The sequence below is a fragment of the Caproiciproducens sp. LBM24188 genome, from assembly GCF_054130445.1.
The window spans coordinates 23,153-42,498 of sequence record NZ_CP196862.1; the positions used below are offsets into that span (position 1 = coordinate 23,153).

The window sequence follows — 19,346 nt, forward strand, 5'->3', positions numbered from 1 at the left end:
GAAAAGTGATCGCAATCCCGTTATCAGGTATTTTCCCTTTCTCCTAAAAAAATATACAGTTTCAAGTAACGTTCTAAGGGAATTTACGGAATGCCTTTATAAATGCAATACATTTTTTAAAACAGCCCTAACTTTTCCATGTTTCGGGACGATATAAAAGACAGCAGATTTTATAAGTTAATTCTAATATCAGGGATATTTTGCATACAGGCTATCCGATTAAAGCCCTAAGGAGAAGAACCATGAGTGAACTTCAAATTCAGGCAAAACGAACCAGCCAACCGGCTTCCGTAAGCCGCAAAGCATCTTCGGGAAAGACAGAGTCCTCCAGCTTTTCCAAGCTGTTTAACAACGCGGTCAGCGCTGCACAGAAGCCAACGGATTTGGATGATATTTTTAACCGTGCGTCGCAAACTTATGGAGTTCCCGTCAACCTGTTAAAAGCAGTGGCAAAAGCGGAATCCGGCTTTGATCCGAACGCGGTTTCCCGCTGCGGCGCACAGGGCGTCATGCAGCTGATGCCGTCCACTGCTGCCTCCATGGGGGTAACCAACCCGCTGGACCCGGAACAGAACATTATGGCCGGGGCACGGTACCTCAGCCAAAAAATCAGCCAATACGACGGCGACGTAAAGCTAGCGCTTGCGGCCTACAACGCAGGAAGCGGCAACGTGGCAAAGTACGGTGGGATTCCTCCGTTTAAAGAAACCCAGACCTATGTCACGCGTGTTATGAACTATGCAGGCATGTCGCTGGATGCACCGGAAGTTTCTTCGCTTTCGGGCGGCTCCGATTCTTCTTCGGGCCTGAGTGGGGAGCTGGCGGCCCTGAGCGGATTGGGTTCGCTGAATTCGCAGGGAATGTTGAGTTCCCTTGGGGTACTGAGCGCCCTGTCCGGAACTTCTTCCGGCTCTGCCGCGCTTGGCTCTCTGTTGAATTCCTCTTCCTCCACCGAAAACAGCGGATTTACGTATCAGGATTACCTTTCTTTCCTGAAACTTTGGGTCTCCCAGATTCAGACGGAAACCACACAGTCGCTTGCTTCCAGTATCACCGACCTAAGCAGGGATCTCGAAAGCACCAGTGATTACGAGGATATGACCAGCCTTTCCGATCTTTCCGGCTTAATGGGATTAACCGGTGATTCTTCCGATTTGTCTGCGCTGTCGGGTTTATCCGGCTTGTCCTCCGCTCTGTCCGGCATCAGTGAGCTTGCCGGCTCCTCATCTGGGGATTGGGGTTCCACGGACAATTACAACAACAGCATCAGTCTTTTGTATTAAATTCAAAAATAAAATCACGCCCGGTTCTGTGCCTAAGTGCAAAAGAACCGAGCTTTTTTATTGGGGTGGATTTGGAGGATTTCATGACGGAGCTCAGGCAAATTACGTTGGACAATTTTGAGGAATGTATCCGGTTGGAGCCAAAGAAGGAACAGTCCGGTTTTGTCGCCAGCAATCTGCGCAGTCTGGCGGAAGCCTACGTCGCCCTTACTACAAAGGACTGCATCCCCCTGCCCTATGCCATTTATCAGAACGGCACGATGGTCGGTTTTCTGATGCTGGCCTACAACGAGCCGAGCGAAACCAGAACAGAGCCGCAGTACTGGGTCTGCCGCCTGATGATTGACCAGCGTTTTCAAGGTCGGGGATTTGGAAAGGCAGCCATGCAAAAAGCGCTGGAGCTCCTGCGCACGTTTCCGTGCGGAAAGGCTTCCCATGTTTGTATTTCCTATGAACCCGAAAACTTCATTGCAAATGCCCTTTACGCCTCTCTTGGCTTCACGGAAACCGGCGAAGTGGACGACGACGGCGAGCTTGTGGCTAGGCTACCGCTTCTTTGAATCCGCCGTGCACCAGCGATTTTGCCCAAGAGCACAAAAAGCCCCGGCAAACCGCAGTTTATATCCTGCGGCCTGCCGGGGTTTTTAATAGAATTCTCTTATTCTTTGTTACAATGCTTCAATTTCTTCCATCCACAGCCGCGCGCTGGCGTCGCTTGGCATGCGCCAATCGCCGCGCGGCGAAAGGGACACGCTGCCCACCTTCGGTCCGTCTGGCAGACAGGAGCGCTTAAACTGCTGCGCAAAGAAGCGGCGGTAAAAGTTCTTCAGCCATGTTTTAATCGTTTCATCGTCATAGGTTCCGGCAAACGCGTGCTGTGCCATCCGGTAGATTTTACCGGGTGTAAAGCCGAAACGCATCATATAGTACAGGAAAAAGTCGTGCAGTTCGTATGGCCCGACGATGTTTTCCGTTTTCTGTGCGATTTTCCCATCCACGGGCGGGAGAAGCTCCGGGCTGACGGGGGTGTCCAGCACATCCTCCAGTACGGCGCGCAGGTCATCACTAGCTGTATCTGCCACATGACGAACCAAATGGCGGACCAGCGTCTTCGGAATGGAACAGTTGATGCCGTACATGGACATAATATCACCGTTAAAGGTTGCCCATCCGAGCGCCAGTTCCGACAAATCCCCCGTGCCGATGACAAACCCGCCGTTCTGGTTGGCGATATCCATTAAAATCTGTGTGCGTTCGCGCGCCTGAGAATTTTCATATGTCACGTCCTGAACTGCGGGATCGTGGGAAATATCCTTAAAATGCTGATCAACCGCAGCGTGAATCGGAATTTCCTGATACTGCACGCCCAGCAGTTCCGAAAGGCGCTGTGCGTTGCTCTTCGTGCGCGAAGTCGTGCCGAAGCCCGGCATGGAAATCGCATGAATTCCCTTGCGGTCCAGCTTCTGCAGGTCAAACGCCCGTGCAATCACCAGCAGGGCCAGCGTGGAATCCAGCCCGCCGGACACGCCGATGGCCACATCCTTCACACCGGTGTGGGCCAGCCGCTTTTTCAGCCCCCATGCCTGCATGTTCAAAATCAGTTCGCAGCGTTCGTTCAAATCCCGTACGTCATCCGGCACAAACGGAAGCGGCGGGATTTTCCGTTCCAGACGGAACGACGGAAACTCCATGACAAACGGGATAGCCGCTGCTTCGGGGCCGTTTGTCCAGGTGGTGGTGCGCAGGCGTTCCTGATGGATTCGCTGCAAATCCACATCCGCTGTAGTCAGCCCGGTATAAAACTGAGTGGACTCCGCCAGTACCGTACCGTTTTCCGCAATAATGTTATGCCCGGTATAAATTAAATCGGTCGTGGACTCGCCCTCGCCCGCATCGGCGTAAACATAGGCTGAAATCAGCCGCCCGGACTGGGAATTCACCAGCATCCGGCGGTAGGGTGACTTGCCGATAATTTCATCGCTGGCGGAGGGGTTCAAAATCAGCGTCGCTCCGGCGCGTGCAAGCGCAGCGGACGGCGGGTCGGACACCCACAGGTCTTCGCAGATTTCCACGCCGACCACCAGTTCAGGGGCATTCTCACATGGGAAAATAAGGCGGCTGCCAAGTGGAACCGTTTCCCCGCAAAGCGTTACCTCCCGATATTCGGGGGAAGGGGTAAAGTACCGTGCTTCGTAAAACTCCGTATAATTCGGAATATTGGATTTTGCCGCAAGCCCAAGCAATTCCCCGCGGCAAAACACCGCCGCAGCGTTGTAAAGGTCGGCGCCGGCGGCAACCGGCAGCCCGACGACCGCCAGAAGGTTCAAATTCTTCGTCCGTTCCATCAAATTTCTCAGCGCGCGTTCCGCACCTAAAATCAGGGTGCGGTCCCGAAACAGGTCCCCGCAGGTATAGCCCGTCAGGCTTAGTTCCGGGAATACGATGACGCTGACCCCGCGGTCGGCAGCCTGCTGCATTAGATCGAAAATCTGATCTTCATTGTACGAGCAGTCGGCAACCTTAATGGAAGGAGTTGCCGCCGCTACTTTATAAAATCCATCCTGCATCAATTTTTTCCATTCCTTCTACCGTTTTGAATCCGACAGAACCGGTTCTGCCCGCATCCCGTTTTCCTCCGACTCTGCCGGCGGAACCGCTTCGGATTCGCGGAATTTTTCTCTTAATTTTTCCTGCTTGTTTTCCAGCCCTGCATAAAAGGCGCCTACAATAATACAGGAATAATAGGTGATAAACCGCCAGAGCAGCATCGCCTGTTTAATGACATTTTCGCGGAAAAAAAGCTGAAAAATCATTAAAAAGCTGCCTTCGGCAGCCCCAGCTGCGCCCGGAAGCGGCGTATACGACGAAATCATGGTAACAAAGCTCTGAGCTGCAATCATATTTGCAACAGGAAACCCACTGTTGTGAAACGCCTTATAAAGGAAAAAAGGAACCGAAAACAGGGCCGTCAGCTGAATGACCGTGTAACCGTACATTCTGGCCCGCATTTTCCGGTTGCCGTGCATCGTCCGATTGCTCTTCAGGTAAAACTCCAACTGATTCCGGACCGAGTCCTTTGCGGCCTGCGGATTTTTTACAATATGGCATTTGGTCAGCACCCAAACCACGCCGTGAATCAGTTTGGTGGTAAATTTCGGGCTTTTGGCAAACAGCAGCAGAACCACCACAATCGCAGCCTGGGCAAGGAACCCGATGAACGCCAGCGCCATAAAGTTCTGAATCTGGCTTTGAAAAAACGAATATTTTACCACAATCACCACCAGGGAATAAACGGTGATGGTCGTTTGATAAATTAAAAATTTCCGCACCAATACGGAAAGTGCCGTGCCCGAGGACACACCCTGCCGCGTCATGGCAAGCAGCTGCATTGGCTGGCCGCCGACGGCATAGGGAGTAACGGAGTTAAAATACTGCCCCACCATCGTTACGCGGAATGCGCGGCGAAATCCGAAATCATCGCGGAACGAAGCGGACAAAAGCATCCGAATGACAAGGCTGTCCATCACCCAGTTCAGCACCATGCAAGCGGCGGCACACACCAGCCAGAAAAAGTTTAGGGTGGGAAGGCTTTGGCAAAGGGTGGCAAGGTTGTTGTCGGAAAAGCAGAAGTAACCGAGCAAAGCTAAAGTGATTGCGAAAAGGACCCATTGAAACCGTTTCGATGTTTTGCTCCTGTTCTGATTCATAGCTCCGAATGCTCCTAGTTCCCAGGGAACAAGGCAGACAAGCCGCAAAACGACCGCCGCGAACCGTGAACACGCCCGGTTTGCATTCCCGAAACAGCGGATTCCGCTTCGCGGCAGTCGTTAATAGCGGGTCATATATTCTTCCTGCAGTTTTTCAGGGGAAGCTACAACATCGGGCAATTCGCTAAACTTGGTCGCCGGACTGAACTCATTCCCGGAATAATGTTTGATGGCACGCGAAATACGCTTCATATTCGACATGCATCCATGCATACATTTTTTCTCATTGTGCAGCTTTAATACATACAAATAACAGCAGGCGCAGGTTTTTCTAGTCAAAGCCAAATAGCTTTTCCGGTACTTTTCATAGGTGCCCGTGCGTTCCAGGGAACTGCGCACCATGGCGATTGCCCGGATAAAGTCGTTGATCTTGTCCGCATTGATAGTAGCCAGTGTGCTGCCAGGGCGCTGGTTGTAGTAGTAAAGCGGACGGTCGATGACCACCACGCGCTTTGCATGGGAAAAAATCTGGTTAGCCACCGCCATATCCTCAAAGCACATGGATGGGAATTTAATATTATAATCGGTAAACAGGCTACGCTTATACATTTTATTCCAGACCAGACTTTGAATCTGCACGTCTCGCAGCAGCTTGTTCATTGCCTGCGCCTGATTGAATACGCCTTTCGTCCGGAACGGGTATTCAAAAATAAAATTATTTTCCACAAATCGAAAATAATAGTAACAGCAGGCAATATCGGACTGGGTTTCTTCACACGCGTTGTAAAGCTCCTCCAGAAAGGTGGGAGCAACGAAGTCATCGCTGTCAATCAGGCATAGGTATTCCCCGCGCGCAATCGCGATTCCCGCGTTCCGCGCGGCAGACATGCCCTGATTTGACTGATTGATTACGGTAATAAACGAATAGTTCCGTTCAAAGCTGCGGAGAATTTCAAGGGAACTGTCGCGGGAACCATCGTTTACCGCAATAATTTCAAAATCGGTAAAGGTTTGGTCAACAAGGGAGGAAAGGCACTTTCCGACATACTTTTCAACGTTGTAAACAGGAATAACAACGCTCACCTTCGGTGTTTTGCTGACAGATGCCAAATCACTCATCCTTTCTGTGACGGAAAGCCTTGTTCTAATTTTTAAACAAGTTTACACTTCCAATGGCTTGCGGCCATATTTCTACGTGTAAAGTATCGACTTTCCAGAATCATTCATACGTTTTACCCTAAAAAATATATATCAGGCTGTGAAACATTCTGTTTTTTGCGGGAAAGCATTCTTAAATACATTTTTGCAGATTGCCCATAAAAAGTCAAGAAAAATTTAGTCGGGGTGGAAATACGCCCCGACTATTGGATTTAGTTGTAAACGATGCCGTCGCCCCCGTCACTTTCGGAAGAAGCAGGATGGGAGCTGGCTGGCGGCGCAGAGGATTCCGGTACCGAACTGACCGGCAGTTTGGATGAAGCCAACGAAGAAGAAACCGTCGACTGAGAAGACGATGCTGGTTTAGAAGAAGCGGCCGGTTTAGAGGGGGCCGCCGAACTGCTGGCCGGCGTGCTGGTCGAAGTTCCCGGGCCAATGGAATAATAAGCTGGGCTGGGTCGGTAATAAGAGGAGGGAAGCTGCTCCGTTTTCACAATGCTGCCGTTTTTATAGTACAGCCGCGTTGCCGTCGCACGGTATCCGTTGCGCGCTTTGGAGGTCAGCTTTTTCGTTCCCTTTGCGAGCGTATTGTCCACAATGTACTTCACTTCTTTCGGCGCGTCAATGGTCGCCGTTTTCTGGGAAGTAATCTCGATTCTATCATAGTCCGGTGGCTGATAGCCATAAAACGTTGCAGTCAGGGTTTTGTTCTTGGTGCTGGTTACAATATAAACCGGGTAAGGGGTCGGATTTTTGAATTTAAAGTCCAGTTCCGGGTAGCTCACCGCGGCGTCCTGTCCGATGGGGCAGTACACGGACGGGATGGAGTGGTTGGAGCGCTGTACGATGACCATGCCGGAGCGCAATGCGGCCCCGTAAATGGTGGTAGATGCCTGGCAGATTCCGCCGCCGTAAGATTGAATCATGCGGCCGTTCAGAATGGCGCCTGCCTCTTTGTAACCATTCGCTTTGTTGCAGTTGCCTGTGGTGGCGTTAAAGGAAAAGACCTCGCCGGGCTTTACACACGTTCCGTTCACCGCCGCCAGCGCACGCGCCATATTGTAGGTGCCGTTGGCAGTATTGGTGGAAACGGTGCTATATGTACCCAACTTCTGAAGATGGCTCTTAACCTCTGCCACCGTCTTGTTGAACGGTACCACAACCGTGGGAACTTCTACCGTGCCTGTTTTTGACCCGTTGATGAGTTTTTCCACGTCGGCAATCAGTTTATTGGTATCCACGGACAAACCGTTCTTGCCGTCCACGTAGGAAAACGTAGCCGTTTTCGGGTCGAACGAAGCTACGGTGGCGTCCACCGGGTCATAGGCGATGTCCTTTGCTATGGTTTCCAGCTTGGTTTTCACGCCGTCGTAATTCATGGTATTGGTAATGGACCAGGTTTTGGGTGTGGTTTTTAAAGCCTGCACCTTCTGATAGCGTTCCTCCCGGTCACCGTCGCGCGCGTAGGAATATGCCTCTTTCAGCACGGAATCCGTGTTGAAGGTGAAGCTCAAGTCATCCTGCGTAATCTTCCAGCTTTTTCCCCCGTGTGTTAGGGTGATGTCGACCTTGTCGCGCAGGGATGGTTCCAGCGCTTTCATTTCGCTTTGCGCTTGATCCATGGTTTTTCCGCCTAAGTCAACACCCTGAACCACAATTCCGGGATAGAATGTGTTGGTGTCAATAGCAGCGGTAACCTCTGCCTGATGCTGATAGACGCTGTAAAGCTGCGTACCGAAAAATCCTCCCGCAGCCCCAAGCACCAAAACCACGGCAAGCGTTATCCAGAGCGCCGTATGCTTTTTGCGCTTTGCTCCGGAAGATATATCGATAACGTTGTTTGCGGCCATAATATGCCTCCCATATTTTACATAGATGCAGTTTTCATTATAGAGCGCAGCCTGGTAAAAGTAAAGTAACAGCTTCATTACAGATCCGCTGCCCCGCAGTGGGACAGACGATGATTGACAATATACACCATACCTTTTATAATCATATCTGGTTTACTTATTTTGCTTCTGCGGTGCAACGCGGTTTTATCTTATTGTAAACTGAAACACAGCATAAATTTGGTAGAATTCGGAAACAAAATTTTATAACGTGTAAAATATTTTTATAATACAAATACGGAGCCATGGAATCTTCCGCCGTCCGGCAGGCGGATGGGCGAACAGTCCGAAACTTCCGGCCCGAAAAAAGGATGGGGCATAAGCATGAAAATTTTAATTCTCTCCGCAGCGACCGGCGGAGGCCACCTGAGGGCGTCCCATGCAATTGAAAATTACATCCGCGAAAATTCCGAAGGGAATGAAGTGGTTCTGGTAGACGCAATAAAGTACATCGGCGTGGTATTGGATAAAACCGTGTGCGACGGTTATCATTTTCTTGCCACCAAAACGCCTAAGGTGTTCGGTCAGCTTTACCGCAAGACAAACGAGGAAAGTATTCTGTTCAATATGATGAACCGCTTTACCAGCGTGTTCAGCCTAAAGCTGGCCCCGCTGATTGAGGAGCACAAGCCAGACGTCATCATTTCCACGCACCCGTTTGCCACCGAAATGGTCTCCCATTTAAAAGGGAAAGGGGTTACTTCCGCGCCGCTCATCTGCCTGATGACGGACTATGGCCCGCACCGCGCGTGGATTGCGCCCAATGTGGATGCCTATGTTGTTTCTACGGCGGATATGATTCCCGAAATGGAGGCCATGGGCGTAAAGAAAGAAAAAATCTATCCGTTCGGCATCCCGGTCAGTGACGTATTTTTCAACGAGGGCAACAAATCCGCACTGCGTGAAAAATTCGGGATGGACCCGAATCTGCCGACGATTCTGATTATGGCCGGCAGCTTCGGTGTAACGAATATTATGAAAATCTACAAGGATTTAGTGCAGCTTCCGCTCGATTTCCAGGTGATTATCATCACCGGCCGCAACCGTAAGCTTTATGAAGCGTTTACACAGGAGCTGGACGAAACACCGAAGAAAACGAAGCTGGTTTATTTCACCGATGAAGTGGAAAATTACATGCACGCTTCCGACCTGCTGATTACCAAGCCCGGTGGGCTGACCGTTTCGGAAGCGCTGGCCTGCAACATTCCGTTGGCGGTGTTTGACGCGATTCCGGGGCAGGAGGAAGACAATGCGAAATTCCTGCTGACACACAACATGGCCGTAAAGCTGGGCAACGGTATTGACCCGGGCAAAACCATCGGGGAGCTTTTAGAAAACAGCCGCCGGTTGGACGAAATGCGGAATTCCTGCGCAAGTTTCGACACGTCCCAATCTAAAAAGAACATCTTCTCCCTGATCCGCGAACTGATTGCCAAGGAGAACCGCCCGTAACCGGTTACCTAATTATATGTAGCAAATAAAGCAAAAAATGTTTTTAGATTTTATTTGTGCTATTTGTGGCAATTGTGGTAATTATGCCCTTCTAGGTTATAAAAAAGGAATCCGGCCATAATAAATCATAAACAAAAAACAACAGGCTGAAAAGCAATGCTTTTCAGCCTGTTCCTGCTATTTGAAACGTTTATTCCCCTTGTTTTTCATGCGGTTCCCGGGCACCCTGCTCCCGCCGCAGGCAGTCGGGGCATTTTCCGTAAATGGTAAGCGTGTGGCCCTCAATCTCATAGCCGGTGTCACGCTGCAGCCCCTGTTCCAGGCGCATAAGCGGGCAGTCGTCAATTTTAATTTTATTGCTGCACTGTGTGCAGACCAAATAATGCCCATGATGTTCCTCCGCAATGGAGTAGCGCACCACGCCGTCGTTAAATACATCCCGGGTGACCATTCCGTTTTCGGAAAAACGCTCCAAATTGCGGTAAATCGTGGACAGTGCCAGATTCGGATACTCGTTTTTCAGGGAGTCGAAGATTTCTTCTGCGCTAACCGGGTCGGCGCTGTTTCTCAGAATTTCCATAATGGCGCCACGCTGTTTTGTGTTTTTTAAAACGGCCAATTCTCCGCCCCCTTATCCCTTTCATTCTTGTTTTTCTTATCCTAATTATAATACAGTTTTTAAAAATTGCAATGAAAGCTGCGGATTTCCTGCGCCGGAAGGCATCCCCGAGTTTTTTAAAACGGCTCGTTGCCGCCCGTTGGCAATTGATGTATAATGTGGATATAAATTTGACAGAACAGAACGGATATAATTCAGGAGGTAATCTTCTTTGAGCGAAATATATTTTGACAATTCCTCCACCACGAAGGTCTGCCGCGAAGCGGCGGACAAAGTGATGGAACTGATGACCGAAAATTACGGGAACCCGTCCAGCCTGCACTCCATGGGTTTCCGGGCAGAGCGGGAGCTGACCACCGCGCGCAGCACGGTTGCACAGCAGATTGGTGCGCGAGACGAGGAAATTTTCTTTACCTCCGGTGGAACCGAAAGCAACAACCTTGCCCTGTTCGGCGCGGCACACGCGCGCCGCAAGCGTGGCAATCGGATTGTTTCCACCGAAATTGAGCACCACTCCGTGCTGAACACTCTGCAAGAGCTGGAGCGGGAAGGCTTTGAAGTAGTCCTTCTAAAGCCGGATCACACCGGAAATATTCCGGAAGAAGCCATTCGAGAAGCAATTACGCCGGATACGATTCTGGTCAGCATGATGTGCGTGAATAACGAGGTTGGAAGCATTTTGCCAATTCAAGTAGTACCACAAGCGATTCAAGCTGCGGGGGCACCCGCACTCTTTCATGTAGATGCGGTGCAGGCGTTCGGCAAGCTGCCGCTGCGCCCGGAAAAAAGCAAAATTGACCTGATGAGCATGAGCGCGCACAAAATTCACGGGCCAAAGGGCGTGGGCGCGCTTTACGTCCGAAAAGGCGTGCACATCAATCCCCATTCATTCGGGGGCGGGCAGGAAAGCAACATCCGCCCCGGTACGGAAGCGCTGGAGCTGATTGCCGGATTCGCTGAGGCGGTACGTCAGCTACCCGAAACAGAACAGGAACTGGCGCGGATGCGCAAGCTGAATCATTACTGCCGGGAACGGCTGAGCGAACTGGACGGTGCAATTATCCATTCCACAGAACAGGGCTTGCCGTACATTCTCAGCTTTGCCGCCGGAAAGGTTCGTTCCGAAACGCTGCTGCACTACCTTTCGGAACATGAAATCTATGTTTCCTCCGGTTCCGCCTGCTCCAAGGGGAAACCCAGCCACGTGCTGGCGGCCATGAACCTGCCGCGCGACGTCATCGATTCGACACTCAGGCTCAGCTTTTCCCGCTACAACACAGAGGAAGAGGTGGACCGGTTTGTGGAGGTGCTGAAGCAGGCGCTTTCCACCCTGACAAAGCGCGCGTAGTTCCGCTTCAGACGGAAACGAGCGACTTTTTGCCGGGAACAGCACAGACCGGCATCGTCTCCGTAGAAAAAAGGTTTAACAAAAGTAAGAATGGAACCAATGAGTTTTAACCCGGAAGTTTTGTGTTTTCGCCCAGGCGAAACGTGAATGCGGCGCGGAAGAAAGGCGCTGGAAGGCTTCCGGCCCAATACAAAAGGATGGTTGTAAACATGAAGGAAGTTCTCCTGATTAAGCTGGGCGAAATGGTGTTGAAGGGATTGAACCGTAACACGTTTGAAGCCGCTCTGCTGAAAAATATCCGGCGCAGGCTGGAACTGCTCGGCAAATTCGATATCCGTGCGGCACAATCCACCATTACCGTGGAACCGCGCGACGGCGCGGACCTGGAAGCGGCGGCGGAGCGCGTGGCCAAGATTTTTGGCATCGTCACCTTTTCCCGCGCTTGCGTGGTGGAAAAGAACATCGACGTAATTCTGACCTCCGCGGCGGAATACCTGAAGCCGGAGCTGACGGCGGCAAAAACGTTTAAGGTAGAATCCAAGCGCGCCGACAAGCGCTTTCCTCTGAAATCCCCGGAAATCAGCGCTCGACTGGGGGAATTCCTTCTGCAGCAGTACCCCCACCTGCGCGTGGATGTGCATAACCCGGATTTTGTGGTGCGGGTAGAGGTACGTGACTACGGCGCTTACGTACACGGCCCCGCGCTGAAAGGCGCGGGCGGCATTCCCGTGGGCACGGGAGGCAAGGCGGCCATCCTCATTAGCGGCGGCATTGACAGTCCCGTGGCGGCGTGGATGATGGCAAAGCGGGGTCTGGAACTGACCGCTGTCCATTTTGCCAGCCCGCCTTACACCAGCGAGCGCGCCGAACAAAAGGTGGCCGACCTGCTTATCAAGGTAAGCGAATATGCGGGACGGATGACCATGTTCACGGTTCCGTTCGCCAAGGTACAGGAACAGATTATGGCAAACTGCCCGGAAGAGCTGTTCACCCTAATTATGCGCCGCTTCATGATGCGCGTTTCGGAAAAAATCGCACGGTGTGAGGGCTGCGGGGCACTCATCACCGGGGAAAGCCTCGGCCAGGTGGCCAGCCAAACCATGCAGGCCATCGCCTGCACCGATGCGGCGGCGCAAATGCCGGTGTTCCGTCCCTTAATCGGCATGGACAAAACAGAGATTATCCAAATTGCCCGTGCGATTGATACATTTGAAACTTCCATCCTGCCGTTCGAGGATTGCTGCACGGTGTTTACCCCGAAGCACCCACGCACCAGGCCGGATTTGAAATTCATACTGCAAGCCGAACAGGCTTTGGACTGCGACGCGCTGGTGGAAGAATGCGTTGCAAACGTCAAAATTCAACGAATCTATCCGGGAAAGAGGGTTTGACTTTTTATGTACGCTGAAATCATTTCCGTCGGCACTGAGCTGCTGCTCGGCCACACCATTAACTCCGATGCGGCTTACGTGGCGCGGGAACTTTCCGCGCTGGGCATTAACCTGCTGTATTCCTGCACGGTGGGCGACAACCCGGAACGGCTGGAGGCCGCGCTCCAAACTGCGCTGGACCGCAGCGACATCGTCATTACCACCGGGGGCCTGGGGCCCACGGGCGACGACCTGACCAAGGAAACCATCGCGAAAACGGCAGGCAAAAAGCTGGTTCTTCACCAGGAAAGCCTCGACCGGATTGTGGAGTATTTCAAAGGGCGCGTCATGGGAGAATCCCAGAAAAAGCAGGCAATGCTGCCCGAAGGCTGCACCGTTTTCCCCAACGACTGCGGCACCGCGCCGGGCTGTGGGTTTCAAACAGCGAACGGAAAAACGATGATTATGCTCCCCGGCCCGCCCAGCGAGCTGATTCCCATGCTGAAAAACTACGCCGTTCCCTTCCTTGCCAAAGAAAGCGGTGCAGTAATTGTTTCCCGCATCGTACGGGTTTTCGGCCTTGGGGAAGGTTATGTAGCGGAGCAAATTACCGATTTGACGGAGGGAACCAACCCGACCGCCGCCACCTATGCTAAAGACGGCGAAATGTTCGTGCGCGTGACCGCGCGTGCCAAAGATGAAGCGGCCGCTTCCGCGCTGTGTGAGCCGGTCGTGGATGAACTGCAGCGGCGCCTTGGGGACTTTATCTATGGAATCGACGTAGAAAGCCTGGAGGAATTGGTCGTTAAGGAACTGACCCGGCGCGGCCTGCACCTTGCCTGCGCGGAGTCCTGCACCGGCGGTCTGCTTGCTTCCCGCATTACGGATATTCCCGGCTCGTCTGCTGCGTTCCAGATGGGTGCGGTCACTTATGCAAATGAAATCAAAACGCTGCTGCTGGATGTTCCGGAAGAAACCCTGCGTCAGTACGGCGCAGTCAGCGAACAGACGGCGCGCGCCATGGCAGAGGGCATCGTCCGGAAATCGGGCAGCGAGCTCGGCATTGGTATTACCGGAATCGCCGGACCGGGCGGCGGCACGCCGGAGAAGCCAGTAGGACTGGTTTACCTGGCGCTGTGCGATGGCAAACAGACCTGGGTTCGTAAAATGCCCGGCAACAATGCAAAAAAGGGCCGCCGGTATCTGCGGTGGCTCGCTGCCTCCAATGCACTCGACATGGTACGGCGGTACCTGTTTGATTTAGGCGGGCTGGAGGAAGCCGCTTATACCGCAAAAAATATTTGACGGTATGAATTAATGCAAATCCCGAACGATAATGATATTAACGATACCGATGTTAGTGACCGGCCGGAATCCACAGACGGGAAAAAGCCCCAGATGTATTGGATTCTTCTGCCCCGCAGGGGGGGATGGGCGAAACGCCGTCCTGCTGAAATCTCCTTTGGGCCGTGCTGGTTTTCCTCACCGCGGCCGGTAGATCGCTGTTCCGCACCGGAGTGGACTTTTCCACCGACGGCAAAATGCTGTTTTCCACCTGTTCCTACAAATTCCCGGAATTTCGCAAAGTAGTGGCCGCCCGTAAGGTGTGCGCCGGGGAAAGCGCTCAGGTGGATTTCCGCCATAATTCTTTACAACAACCAAACGGTTTGCCCCGACTGTTGGTACCACAAATACGGCGGAAGCGCACCCGTGCGACCTAACAGCAGGCCGTAAAAAAGGGTTGCTGACCTGAACCGCCAACAGCCCATCTGTTTTTACTCATCCATTTTATTAAGGCACTTGAACGCCATGGAGTGAAGCCAATGAATGCAGGAATCTTATTTTATCTCGCGCGAAAAACTTCGCTGTGCCAAAAGCAGTTGAGTCATTATCTGCAATATTATGGTGTAAACGCGGCCAGCGTAAAAATTTGCGCCAAACAGACTGGCCTAAGCCCCGCCATGGCGGTCCTGCTGGAAAAGCACCCCATCGTGTTTGTTGTAAGCGGGGGAACAGAAGCCCGGCCCTGCGCCGCGAATCCCATTTTTGAAACTCTGCATATTCCGCTGGACGCACATGGGGAACCGAAACGCGTACTCCGGCTTACCGGCAGGGATATGTCTGGCTACCTAATTGAAAGCCTGAATCAGGCGATTGTGCTGCTGCCGGATCATCCGGAAGAACTGAATGCCATGCTCCCGCAGGCCTGTGATCGGCTGAAGCTCAAATTTGGATTACACGGTGAACCACCACCGGAGAATGACACGGACTACAAGGCATTGGTAGCGGAATCCATGGAGGCCCACCGGTTCAAAGCCGGCCGGTAAGCATAATAAAATCCGAATTGTCCAACCCCGCGATCCAATAACAGGAGGGCTGATTTATGCTGGATGTTATTTCGCAAATGAAAGTTTCCGACCTTATGCTGAAATTCGTGCGCGGCGACCTGCGGCATATCACGCCTTACCCGTTTTTCCCCCAGAAAAAATCGAGCACGCAGCAGCCGCCACTCGGCGGGCTGCCCCACGCAACGCCGGAAAGTGTAGGCATTTCGAGCGAGTACATCCGGAAGTTTTTCGAGGAGCTCGACCAGTGCGACCAAATTCAGGTGCACGGTGTTATGATTCTGCGGCATGGAAAGGTGATTGCACAGGGTGACTTTCAGCCGTACACCGCCGCGTACCCCCACATGATGTTTTCGCTTTCCAAAAGCATCACCGGCATGGCGGTAGGAATGCTGGTACGCGACGGCCTGCTTTCCACAGATGAGAAGATTGTGGATATTTTCTCCGACCGGGTTTCGTTTCTGCGCAGCCCGCGCATTAATTCCATTACCGTTCTGCACCTGCTGAACATGACCAGCGGAATTAAATTCAACGAAGCCGGCTCCGCCGTGGAAAAAGACTGGGTACGCGCCTTTCTGCAGTCCGACTGCCTGTATGAGCCTGGCAGTGAATTCAGCTACAACAGCATGAATTCCTATCTGTTAAGTGCAATTGTATGCAAAAGGTCCGGTATGAGCCTGACGGAGTACCTTACGCCCCGCCTGTACGAACCGCTGGGCATTCAAACCCCGCTGTGGGAAACCTGCCCCATGGGGATTGAAAAAGGCGGCTGGGGGCTTTATCTGCGCATTGCAGACATGGCAAAACTGGGCCAGCTTTATCTGCAGGGCGGCCGCTGGATGGTAAACGGAAAAATGACACAGCTGGTGCCCGAGGACTGGATTCAGAAATCTGTAAAAACAGAGCTTCCAGCCGGCGATGGAGACAACCGCCGGGGCTACGGCTACCAGCTCTGGGATTTCGGCGCGCAGGGCGCATACCAGTTTAACGGATTGTTCGGGCAGTACGTGATTGTGCTTCCACAGCGCGACATGGTAATTGCCGTTACCAGCGGAAGTCCCCATTTGTTCACTGACTGTTCCGCCGAAATTATCGAACGCTATTTTGGCGACAATGCGCCCACCTTTTCTGAAAAACCGCTCCCCAATAACCTCCGGCATCTGCGCGCGCTGAAGAATACGCTGAGCCATCTTTACACCATTCACGAAACCGCACCGAAAAAGGAACCGGCCAGTTTCCTCGGCGATTTGGCACGCCGCGTCCTGCCGCGCCCTGCGACTGACCGGCTTTCTCCCACGGCCAGTGCACTGAATGGAAGAACCTACCGGACGGAACCCGGCTACGGTTCGCTGATGCCCCTGATTCTTCAGTGTGTAACCAATAACTTTTGCAGCGGGCTCACTCAGGTGGACTTTGCCTTTGAACCCGGCTCTTGCTGTATTACTTTCTATGACGAAGACACGGTCAACATGGTGGAAGCTGGCATGGACGGCACGCCCCGCACGGGGACCGTCACCATACACGACGAAGTTTACGCCGTCGGTGCAACCGCACGGCTTACTACGGACGAGGACGACCGGCCCGTGCTGAAGCTGTTCGTTTCCTTTTTGGAAACCCCGTGTACACGAATGATAAAATTTGTTTTTTACGGCAACCGCGTGTACATTCGCTTTAATGAACTGCCCAGCGTAAAAACCGCTACCGAAATGCTGTTCAACCTGGTGGGCGGCAGCGGCAACACCATTGAAAAAATGATTCGTGACGCTGTACGCAGCCAGCGTATGACGGACCGGCTGAACAGTCTGGTGCTCCCGCGCACAAAGGGAACGCTGACCCAGCGTGAAAGGGAAAAAGGAGTGCCGCAAAATGAATGAACCTTCATTTTGCGGCACTCCTTTTTTACTGGGGGGACCAAATTAATTTATTACCAATTATTTTCCCGTTGCCTGGGTCAGTTTTACCGTAGCGGTAAAGCTTTCCCCGGTCAACGCACTGGTTACGCTGAGCGTTACCGTATCACCGGGTTTTTTCGCGGTCACAACGGCGGTAATAACATTCTGGCTGGTAACTGCCTTATTGTCGATCTTCGTGATAACATCGCCCTTTTTAATGCCGGCCTTCGTCACTTCGCTGCTGGTTACGGAGCTGACGTACATGCCGGTGGGCAGGTTGTAGAACCGGGCCGTTACATTGTCGATAAACTGGCCGGAAATTCCAAGCACTGCGCGGTCCTTCACATAGCCGTACTGTTTCAGGTTGCTGATGACGGGCTGCGCCAAGTTGATCGGAATGGAGAAGCCGAGGCCTTCGTAGCCGGTCGCCACAATTTTCGAGGAATTGATGCCAATGACCTGGCCGTACATGTTCACCAGTGCCCCACCCGAGTTGCCGGGGTTAATCGCCGCATCCGTCTGGATGCACTTCATGGTATAGCCCGTTTCAGAGTTGGTGATTTCGCGGTTCAGCGCGGAAACATAGCCAACGGTAACGCTGGAGTTGAATTCCATGCCGCCGGGGTTGCCGACTGCCATTACGGTATCTGCTACCTTCAGGTCATCCGATGAACCAAATTCCGCGGGGGTCAGGCCGGTGGCGTCTATTTTCACAACCGCAAGATCCGTCACATTGTCGCTTCCGATCAGTTTTGCTTCATATTTGGTCCCGTTGGAAAGAATTACTTTCAGGGACGTAGCGTCTGCCACTACATGCGCGTTGGTAATAATATAACCGTCGCTCGTCGTAATAATGCCGGAGCCTTCGCTTGCCGGGGAAACCGTGCTGTTGTCACTGTCCGTTCCGTTGTTGGTATCGTTTCCTGCCAAAAAGCCCTGTGTGAAGCGCGCATTCCGGGTTACCTGGTAGTTTTGGATGCATACCACAGAAGGAATAACCTTTTGTGCGATGGCCTGTAGTGTAAGCTGCCCGGTGGTGGAAGTATTCGTGGCTTTTGTGGTGCTGTCTATCACCTTATTGATGGTGAACGCCGGTGCGGTGCTGTCGGAGGAGGACTTCAACTGAATGGTACCATTGTTCACCAGCTGGACAAAGCCGAAGACGGAACCCGCAGAAATCATCAGGCAGGCCATAAAGCCGGCTAGCACCTTCACTGCTGTTTTTTTACCTTTGCTCTTCTTTTTCGGCACCACCTCCGCGCGAACAAATTCCGGCTGCTGCGGGGGGCGCTGCCAGCCGTAACCCGAATTGTGGCCGGGCGGCACCGGCTGCTGCGGGGGCCGCACATAACGGTAATTGTTACCCTGCCACTGTGTGTAGTTTCCCCCGTTTTCCGCCTGATACGGGTTCGTGTTGGAGCGGTTCTCCGCACTTGAATTCGGGTTGGTTAAATTCGAGTTATTGTTTTCATTATCGTTATGATTAAAAGGAGGGTACATGCCATCATTCCCTTTCTTTCTTGTTTTTGTGCTTTTATTATGCGGGAGCAATGTGAAAATAATGTGATATGCAGTTTATATTTCTATGACAAAGGCAAGAAAAATATGTTACTATATTTTTACCTGTTTATGAACAAACCACAGAAGGAGCGGCACCGATAAACCTAGAAAAGGAGGATGAAAATGACCGGATTAACTCATATTTACTGCGGGGACGGAAAGGGGAAAACCACCGCCGCCATTGGTCTGGGAATCCGCGCGTGCGGCAGGGGAAAGCGCGTTTTGCTGACCCAATTCTTAAAAGGGAGCGATTCCGGCGAACGGAATATTCTGGAAAAGATACCCGGATTCACCGTAACGCTGAACCCGGATCAAATAAAATTTACGTTCCAGATGAACGAAGAGGAACTGCGTGAGGCTGCGGAACAGTGCCGGGAGCGGTTTGCGCAGGCCGTCGGCGCTGCCAAACAGGGTGAATGTGACCTGCTGATTCTGGACGAGGTCTTTGCTGCCTGTGGTGCTGGGCTTCTGGCGCCGGAAGTAGTCTCGGATTTTATCCGGCATAAGCCGCCGGAGTTAGAGTTGGTGCTGACCGGCCGGAACCCCGACCCCAAAATTATGGAGCTGGCGGACTATGTTTCAGAAATTAAAAAGGTAAAGCACCCGTTCGACCGAAATGTCCCGGCGCGCAAAGGGGTTGAATTTTAAGGTTCCTGGTAGAGCCCTGTCACACAGAAAGACGGCGGCAACCGAAAATTCGGTTGCCGCCGTTTTGTATTTTAT

Annotated in this window: 15 protein-coding genes; 9 read left to right on the forward strand and 6 right to left on the reverse strand. The window is 52.3% G+C overall.

All coding sequences use genetic code 11. From position 1 onward, the window contains the following. The first annotated feature begins 242 nt into the window (after positions 1-242). Together ACSVDI_RS00120 and ACSVDI_RS00125 are read left to right on the forward strand one after the other, a co-directional pair. Entirely contained in the window at positions 243-1,283 is a 1,041-nt protein-coding gene (locus tag ACSVDI_RS00120) for a lytic transglycosylase domain-containing protein (RefSeq protein WP_457943813.1), read from the forward strand. Positions 1,284-1,366: 83 nt separating this feature from the next. Beyond that, positions 1,367-1,843, forward strand: coding sequence for a GNAT family N-acetyltransferase (locus tag ACSVDI_RS00125; protein WP_457943814.1), 477 nt, complete (start codon positions 1,367-1,369; stop codon positions 1,841-1,843). Positions 1,844-1,951: 108 nt separating this feature from the next. Here ACSVDI_RS00125 and ACSVDI_RS00130 read toward each other — a convergent pair whose 3' ends face one another. The 4 genes from ACSVDI_RS00130 to ACSVDI_RS00145 form a co-directional block, all read right to left on the reverse strand. Beyond that, positions 1,952-3,850 carry an NAD(+) synthase gene (locus ACSVDI_RS00130; protein ID WP_457945654.1) on the reverse strand — a complete coding sequence of 633 codons (1,899 nt, stop codon included), beginning with the start codon at positions 3,848-3,850 and terminating at the stop codon, positions 1,952-1,954. Between the two features lie 18 nt (positions 3,851-3,868). Beyond that, positions 3,869-4,990 carry a lysylphosphatidylglycerol synthase transmembrane domain-containing protein gene (locus tag ACSVDI_RS00135; RefSeq protein WP_457943816.1) on the reverse strand — a complete coding sequence of 374 codons (1,122 nt, stop codon included), beginning with the start codon at positions 4,988-4,990 and terminating at the stop codon, positions 3,869-3,871. A 120-nt stretch (positions 4,991-5,110) separates the two neighbouring features. Beyond that, complete coding sequence (locus tag ACSVDI_RS00140; protein WP_457943817.1) at positions 5,111-6,100, reverse strand: glycosyltransferase family 2 protein; 990 nt, start codon at positions 6,098-6,100, stop codon at positions 5,111-5,113. 260 nt (positions 6,101-6,360) lie between these two features. After that, complete coding sequence (locus tag ACSVDI_RS00145; RefSeq protein ID WP_457943818.1) at positions 6,361-7,998, reverse strand: VanW family protein; 1,638 nt, start codon at positions 7,996-7,998, stop codon at positions 6,361-6,363. Positions 7,999-8,361: 363 nt separating this feature from the next. On the opposite strand from ACSVDI_RS00145, the gene ACSVDI_RS00150 reads away from it, so the two are divergent. Continuing rightward, complete coding sequence (locus ACSVDI_RS00150; protein ID WP_457943819.1) at positions 8,362-9,489, forward strand: MGDG synthase family glycosyltransferase; 1,128 nt, start codon at positions 8,362-8,364, stop codon at positions 9,487-9,489. A gap of 190 nt (positions 9,490-9,679) precedes the next feature. Here the strand turns inward: ACSVDI_RS00150 and ACSVDI_RS00155 are convergent, their stop codons facing one another. After that, positions 9,680-10,108: a Fur family transcriptional regulator gene (locus ACSVDI_RS00155; protein ID WP_457943820.1), complete on the reverse strand. Its 429-nt coding sequence runs from the start codon at positions 10,106-10,108 to the stop codon at positions 9,680-9,682. Positions 10,109-10,319: 211 nt separating this feature from the next. On the opposite strand from ACSVDI_RS00155, the gene ACSVDI_RS00160 reads away from it, so the two are divergent. The 5 genes from ACSVDI_RS00160 (at position 10,320) to ACSVDI_RS00180 (ending at position 17,045) form a co-directional block, all read left to right on the forward strand. Beyond that, positions 10,320-11,456 (forward strand): cysteine desulfurase family protein, encoded by a 1,137-nt coding sequence (locus tag ACSVDI_RS00160; RefSeq protein ID WP_457943822.1) that lies wholly within the window; start codon positions 10,320-10,322, stop codon positions 11,454-11,456. Positions 11,457-11,665: 209 nt separating this feature from the next. Next, positions 11,666-12,847 carry a tRNA uracil 4-sulfurtransferase ThiI gene (gene thiI / locus ACSVDI_RS00165; protein ID WP_457943824.1) on the forward strand — a complete coding sequence of 394 codons (1,182 nt, stop codon included), beginning with the start codon at positions 11,666-11,668 and terminating at the stop codon, positions 12,845-12,847. 6 nt (positions 12,848-12,853) lie between these two features. Next, positions 12,854-14,131 carry a competence/damage-inducible protein A gene (locus ACSVDI_RS00170; RefSeq protein WP_457943825.1) on the forward strand — a complete coding sequence of 426 codons (1,278 nt, stop codon included), beginning with the start codon at positions 12,854-12,856 and terminating at the stop codon, positions 14,129-14,131. Between the two features lie 518 nt (positions 14,132-14,649). Beyond that, on the forward strand, positions 14,650-15,153 hold the full coding sequence (locus ACSVDI_RS00175; RefSeq protein WP_457943826.1) for a hypothetical protein: 504 nt from the start codon (positions 14,650-14,652) through the stop codon (positions 15,151-15,153). Positions 15,154-15,209: 56 nt separating this feature from the next. Beyond that, positions 15,210-17,045 (forward strand): serine hydrolase domain-containing protein, encoded by a 1,836-nt coding sequence (locus tag ACSVDI_RS00180; protein WP_457943828.1) that lies wholly within the window; start codon positions 15,210-15,212, stop codon positions 17,043-17,045. Between the two features lie 57 nt (positions 17,046-17,102). On the opposite strand, the gene ACSVDI_RS00185 is transcribed toward ACSVDI_RS00180, so the two are convergent. Next, entirely contained in the window at positions 17,103-18,563 is a 1,461-nt protein-coding gene (locus ACSVDI_RS00185; RefSeq protein ID WP_457943829.1) for a S1C family serine protease, read from the reverse strand. A gap of 183 nt (positions 18,564-18,746) precedes the next feature. Here ACSVDI_RS00185 and ACSVDI_RS00190 point away from each other — a divergent pair, with 183 nt between their 5' ends. Beyond that, entirely contained in the window at positions 18,747-19,271 is a 525-nt protein-coding gene (locus tag ACSVDI_RS00190; protein WP_457943830.1) for a cob(I)yrinic acid a,c-diamide adenosyltransferase, read from the forward strand. Positions 19,272-19,346 lie beyond the last annotated feature (75 nt).

Coding starts and splice junctions, on each gene's coding strand:
- ACSVDI_RS00145 (WP_457943818.1), bottom strand. CDS start 7,998: ATGGCCGCAAACAACGTTATCGATATATCTTCCGGAGCAAAGCGCAAA.
- ACSVDI_RS00130 (WP_457945654.1), bottom strand. CDS start 3,850: ATGCAGGATGGATTTTATAAAGTAGCGGCGGCAACTCCTTCCATTAAG.
- ACSVDI_RS00150 (WP_457943819.1), top strand. CDS start 8,362: ATGAAAATTTTAATTCTCTCCGCAGCGACCGGCGGAGGCCACCTGAGG.
- ACSVDI_RS00125 (WP_457943814.1), top strand. CDS start 1,367: ATGACGGAGCTCAGGCAAATTACGTTGGACAATTTTGAGGAATGTATC.
- ACSVDI_RS00180 (WP_457943828.1), top strand. CDS start 15,210: ATGCTGGATGTTATTTCGCAAATGAAAGTTTCCGACCTTATGCTGAAA.
- ACSVDI_RS00170 (WP_457943825.1), top strand. CDS start 12,854: ATGTACGCTGAAATCATTTCCGTCGGCACTGAGCTGCTGCTCGGCCAC.
- ACSVDI_RS00120 (WP_457943813.1), top strand. CDS start 243: ATGAGTGAACTTCAAATTCAGGCAAAACGAACCAGCCAACCGGCTTCC.
- ACSVDI_RS00190 (WP_457943830.1), top strand. CDS start 18,747: ATGACCGGATTAACTCATATTTACTGCGGGGACGGAAAGGGGAAAACC.
- ACSVDI_RS00175 (WP_457943826.1), top strand. CDS start 14,650: ATGAATGCAGGAATCTTATTTTATCTCGCGCGAAAAACTTCGCTGTGC.
- ACSVDI_RS00135 (WP_457943816.1), bottom strand. CDS start 4,990: ATGAATCAGAACAGGAGCAAAACATCGAAACGGTTTCAATGGGTCCTT.
- ACSVDI_RS00185 (WP_457943829.1), bottom strand. CDS start 18,563: ATGTACCCTCCTTTTAATCATAACGATAATGAAAACAATAACTCGAAT.
- thiI (WP_457943824.1), top strand. CDS start 11,666: ATGAAGGAAGTTCTCCTGATTAAGCTGGGCGAAATGGTGTTGAAGGGA.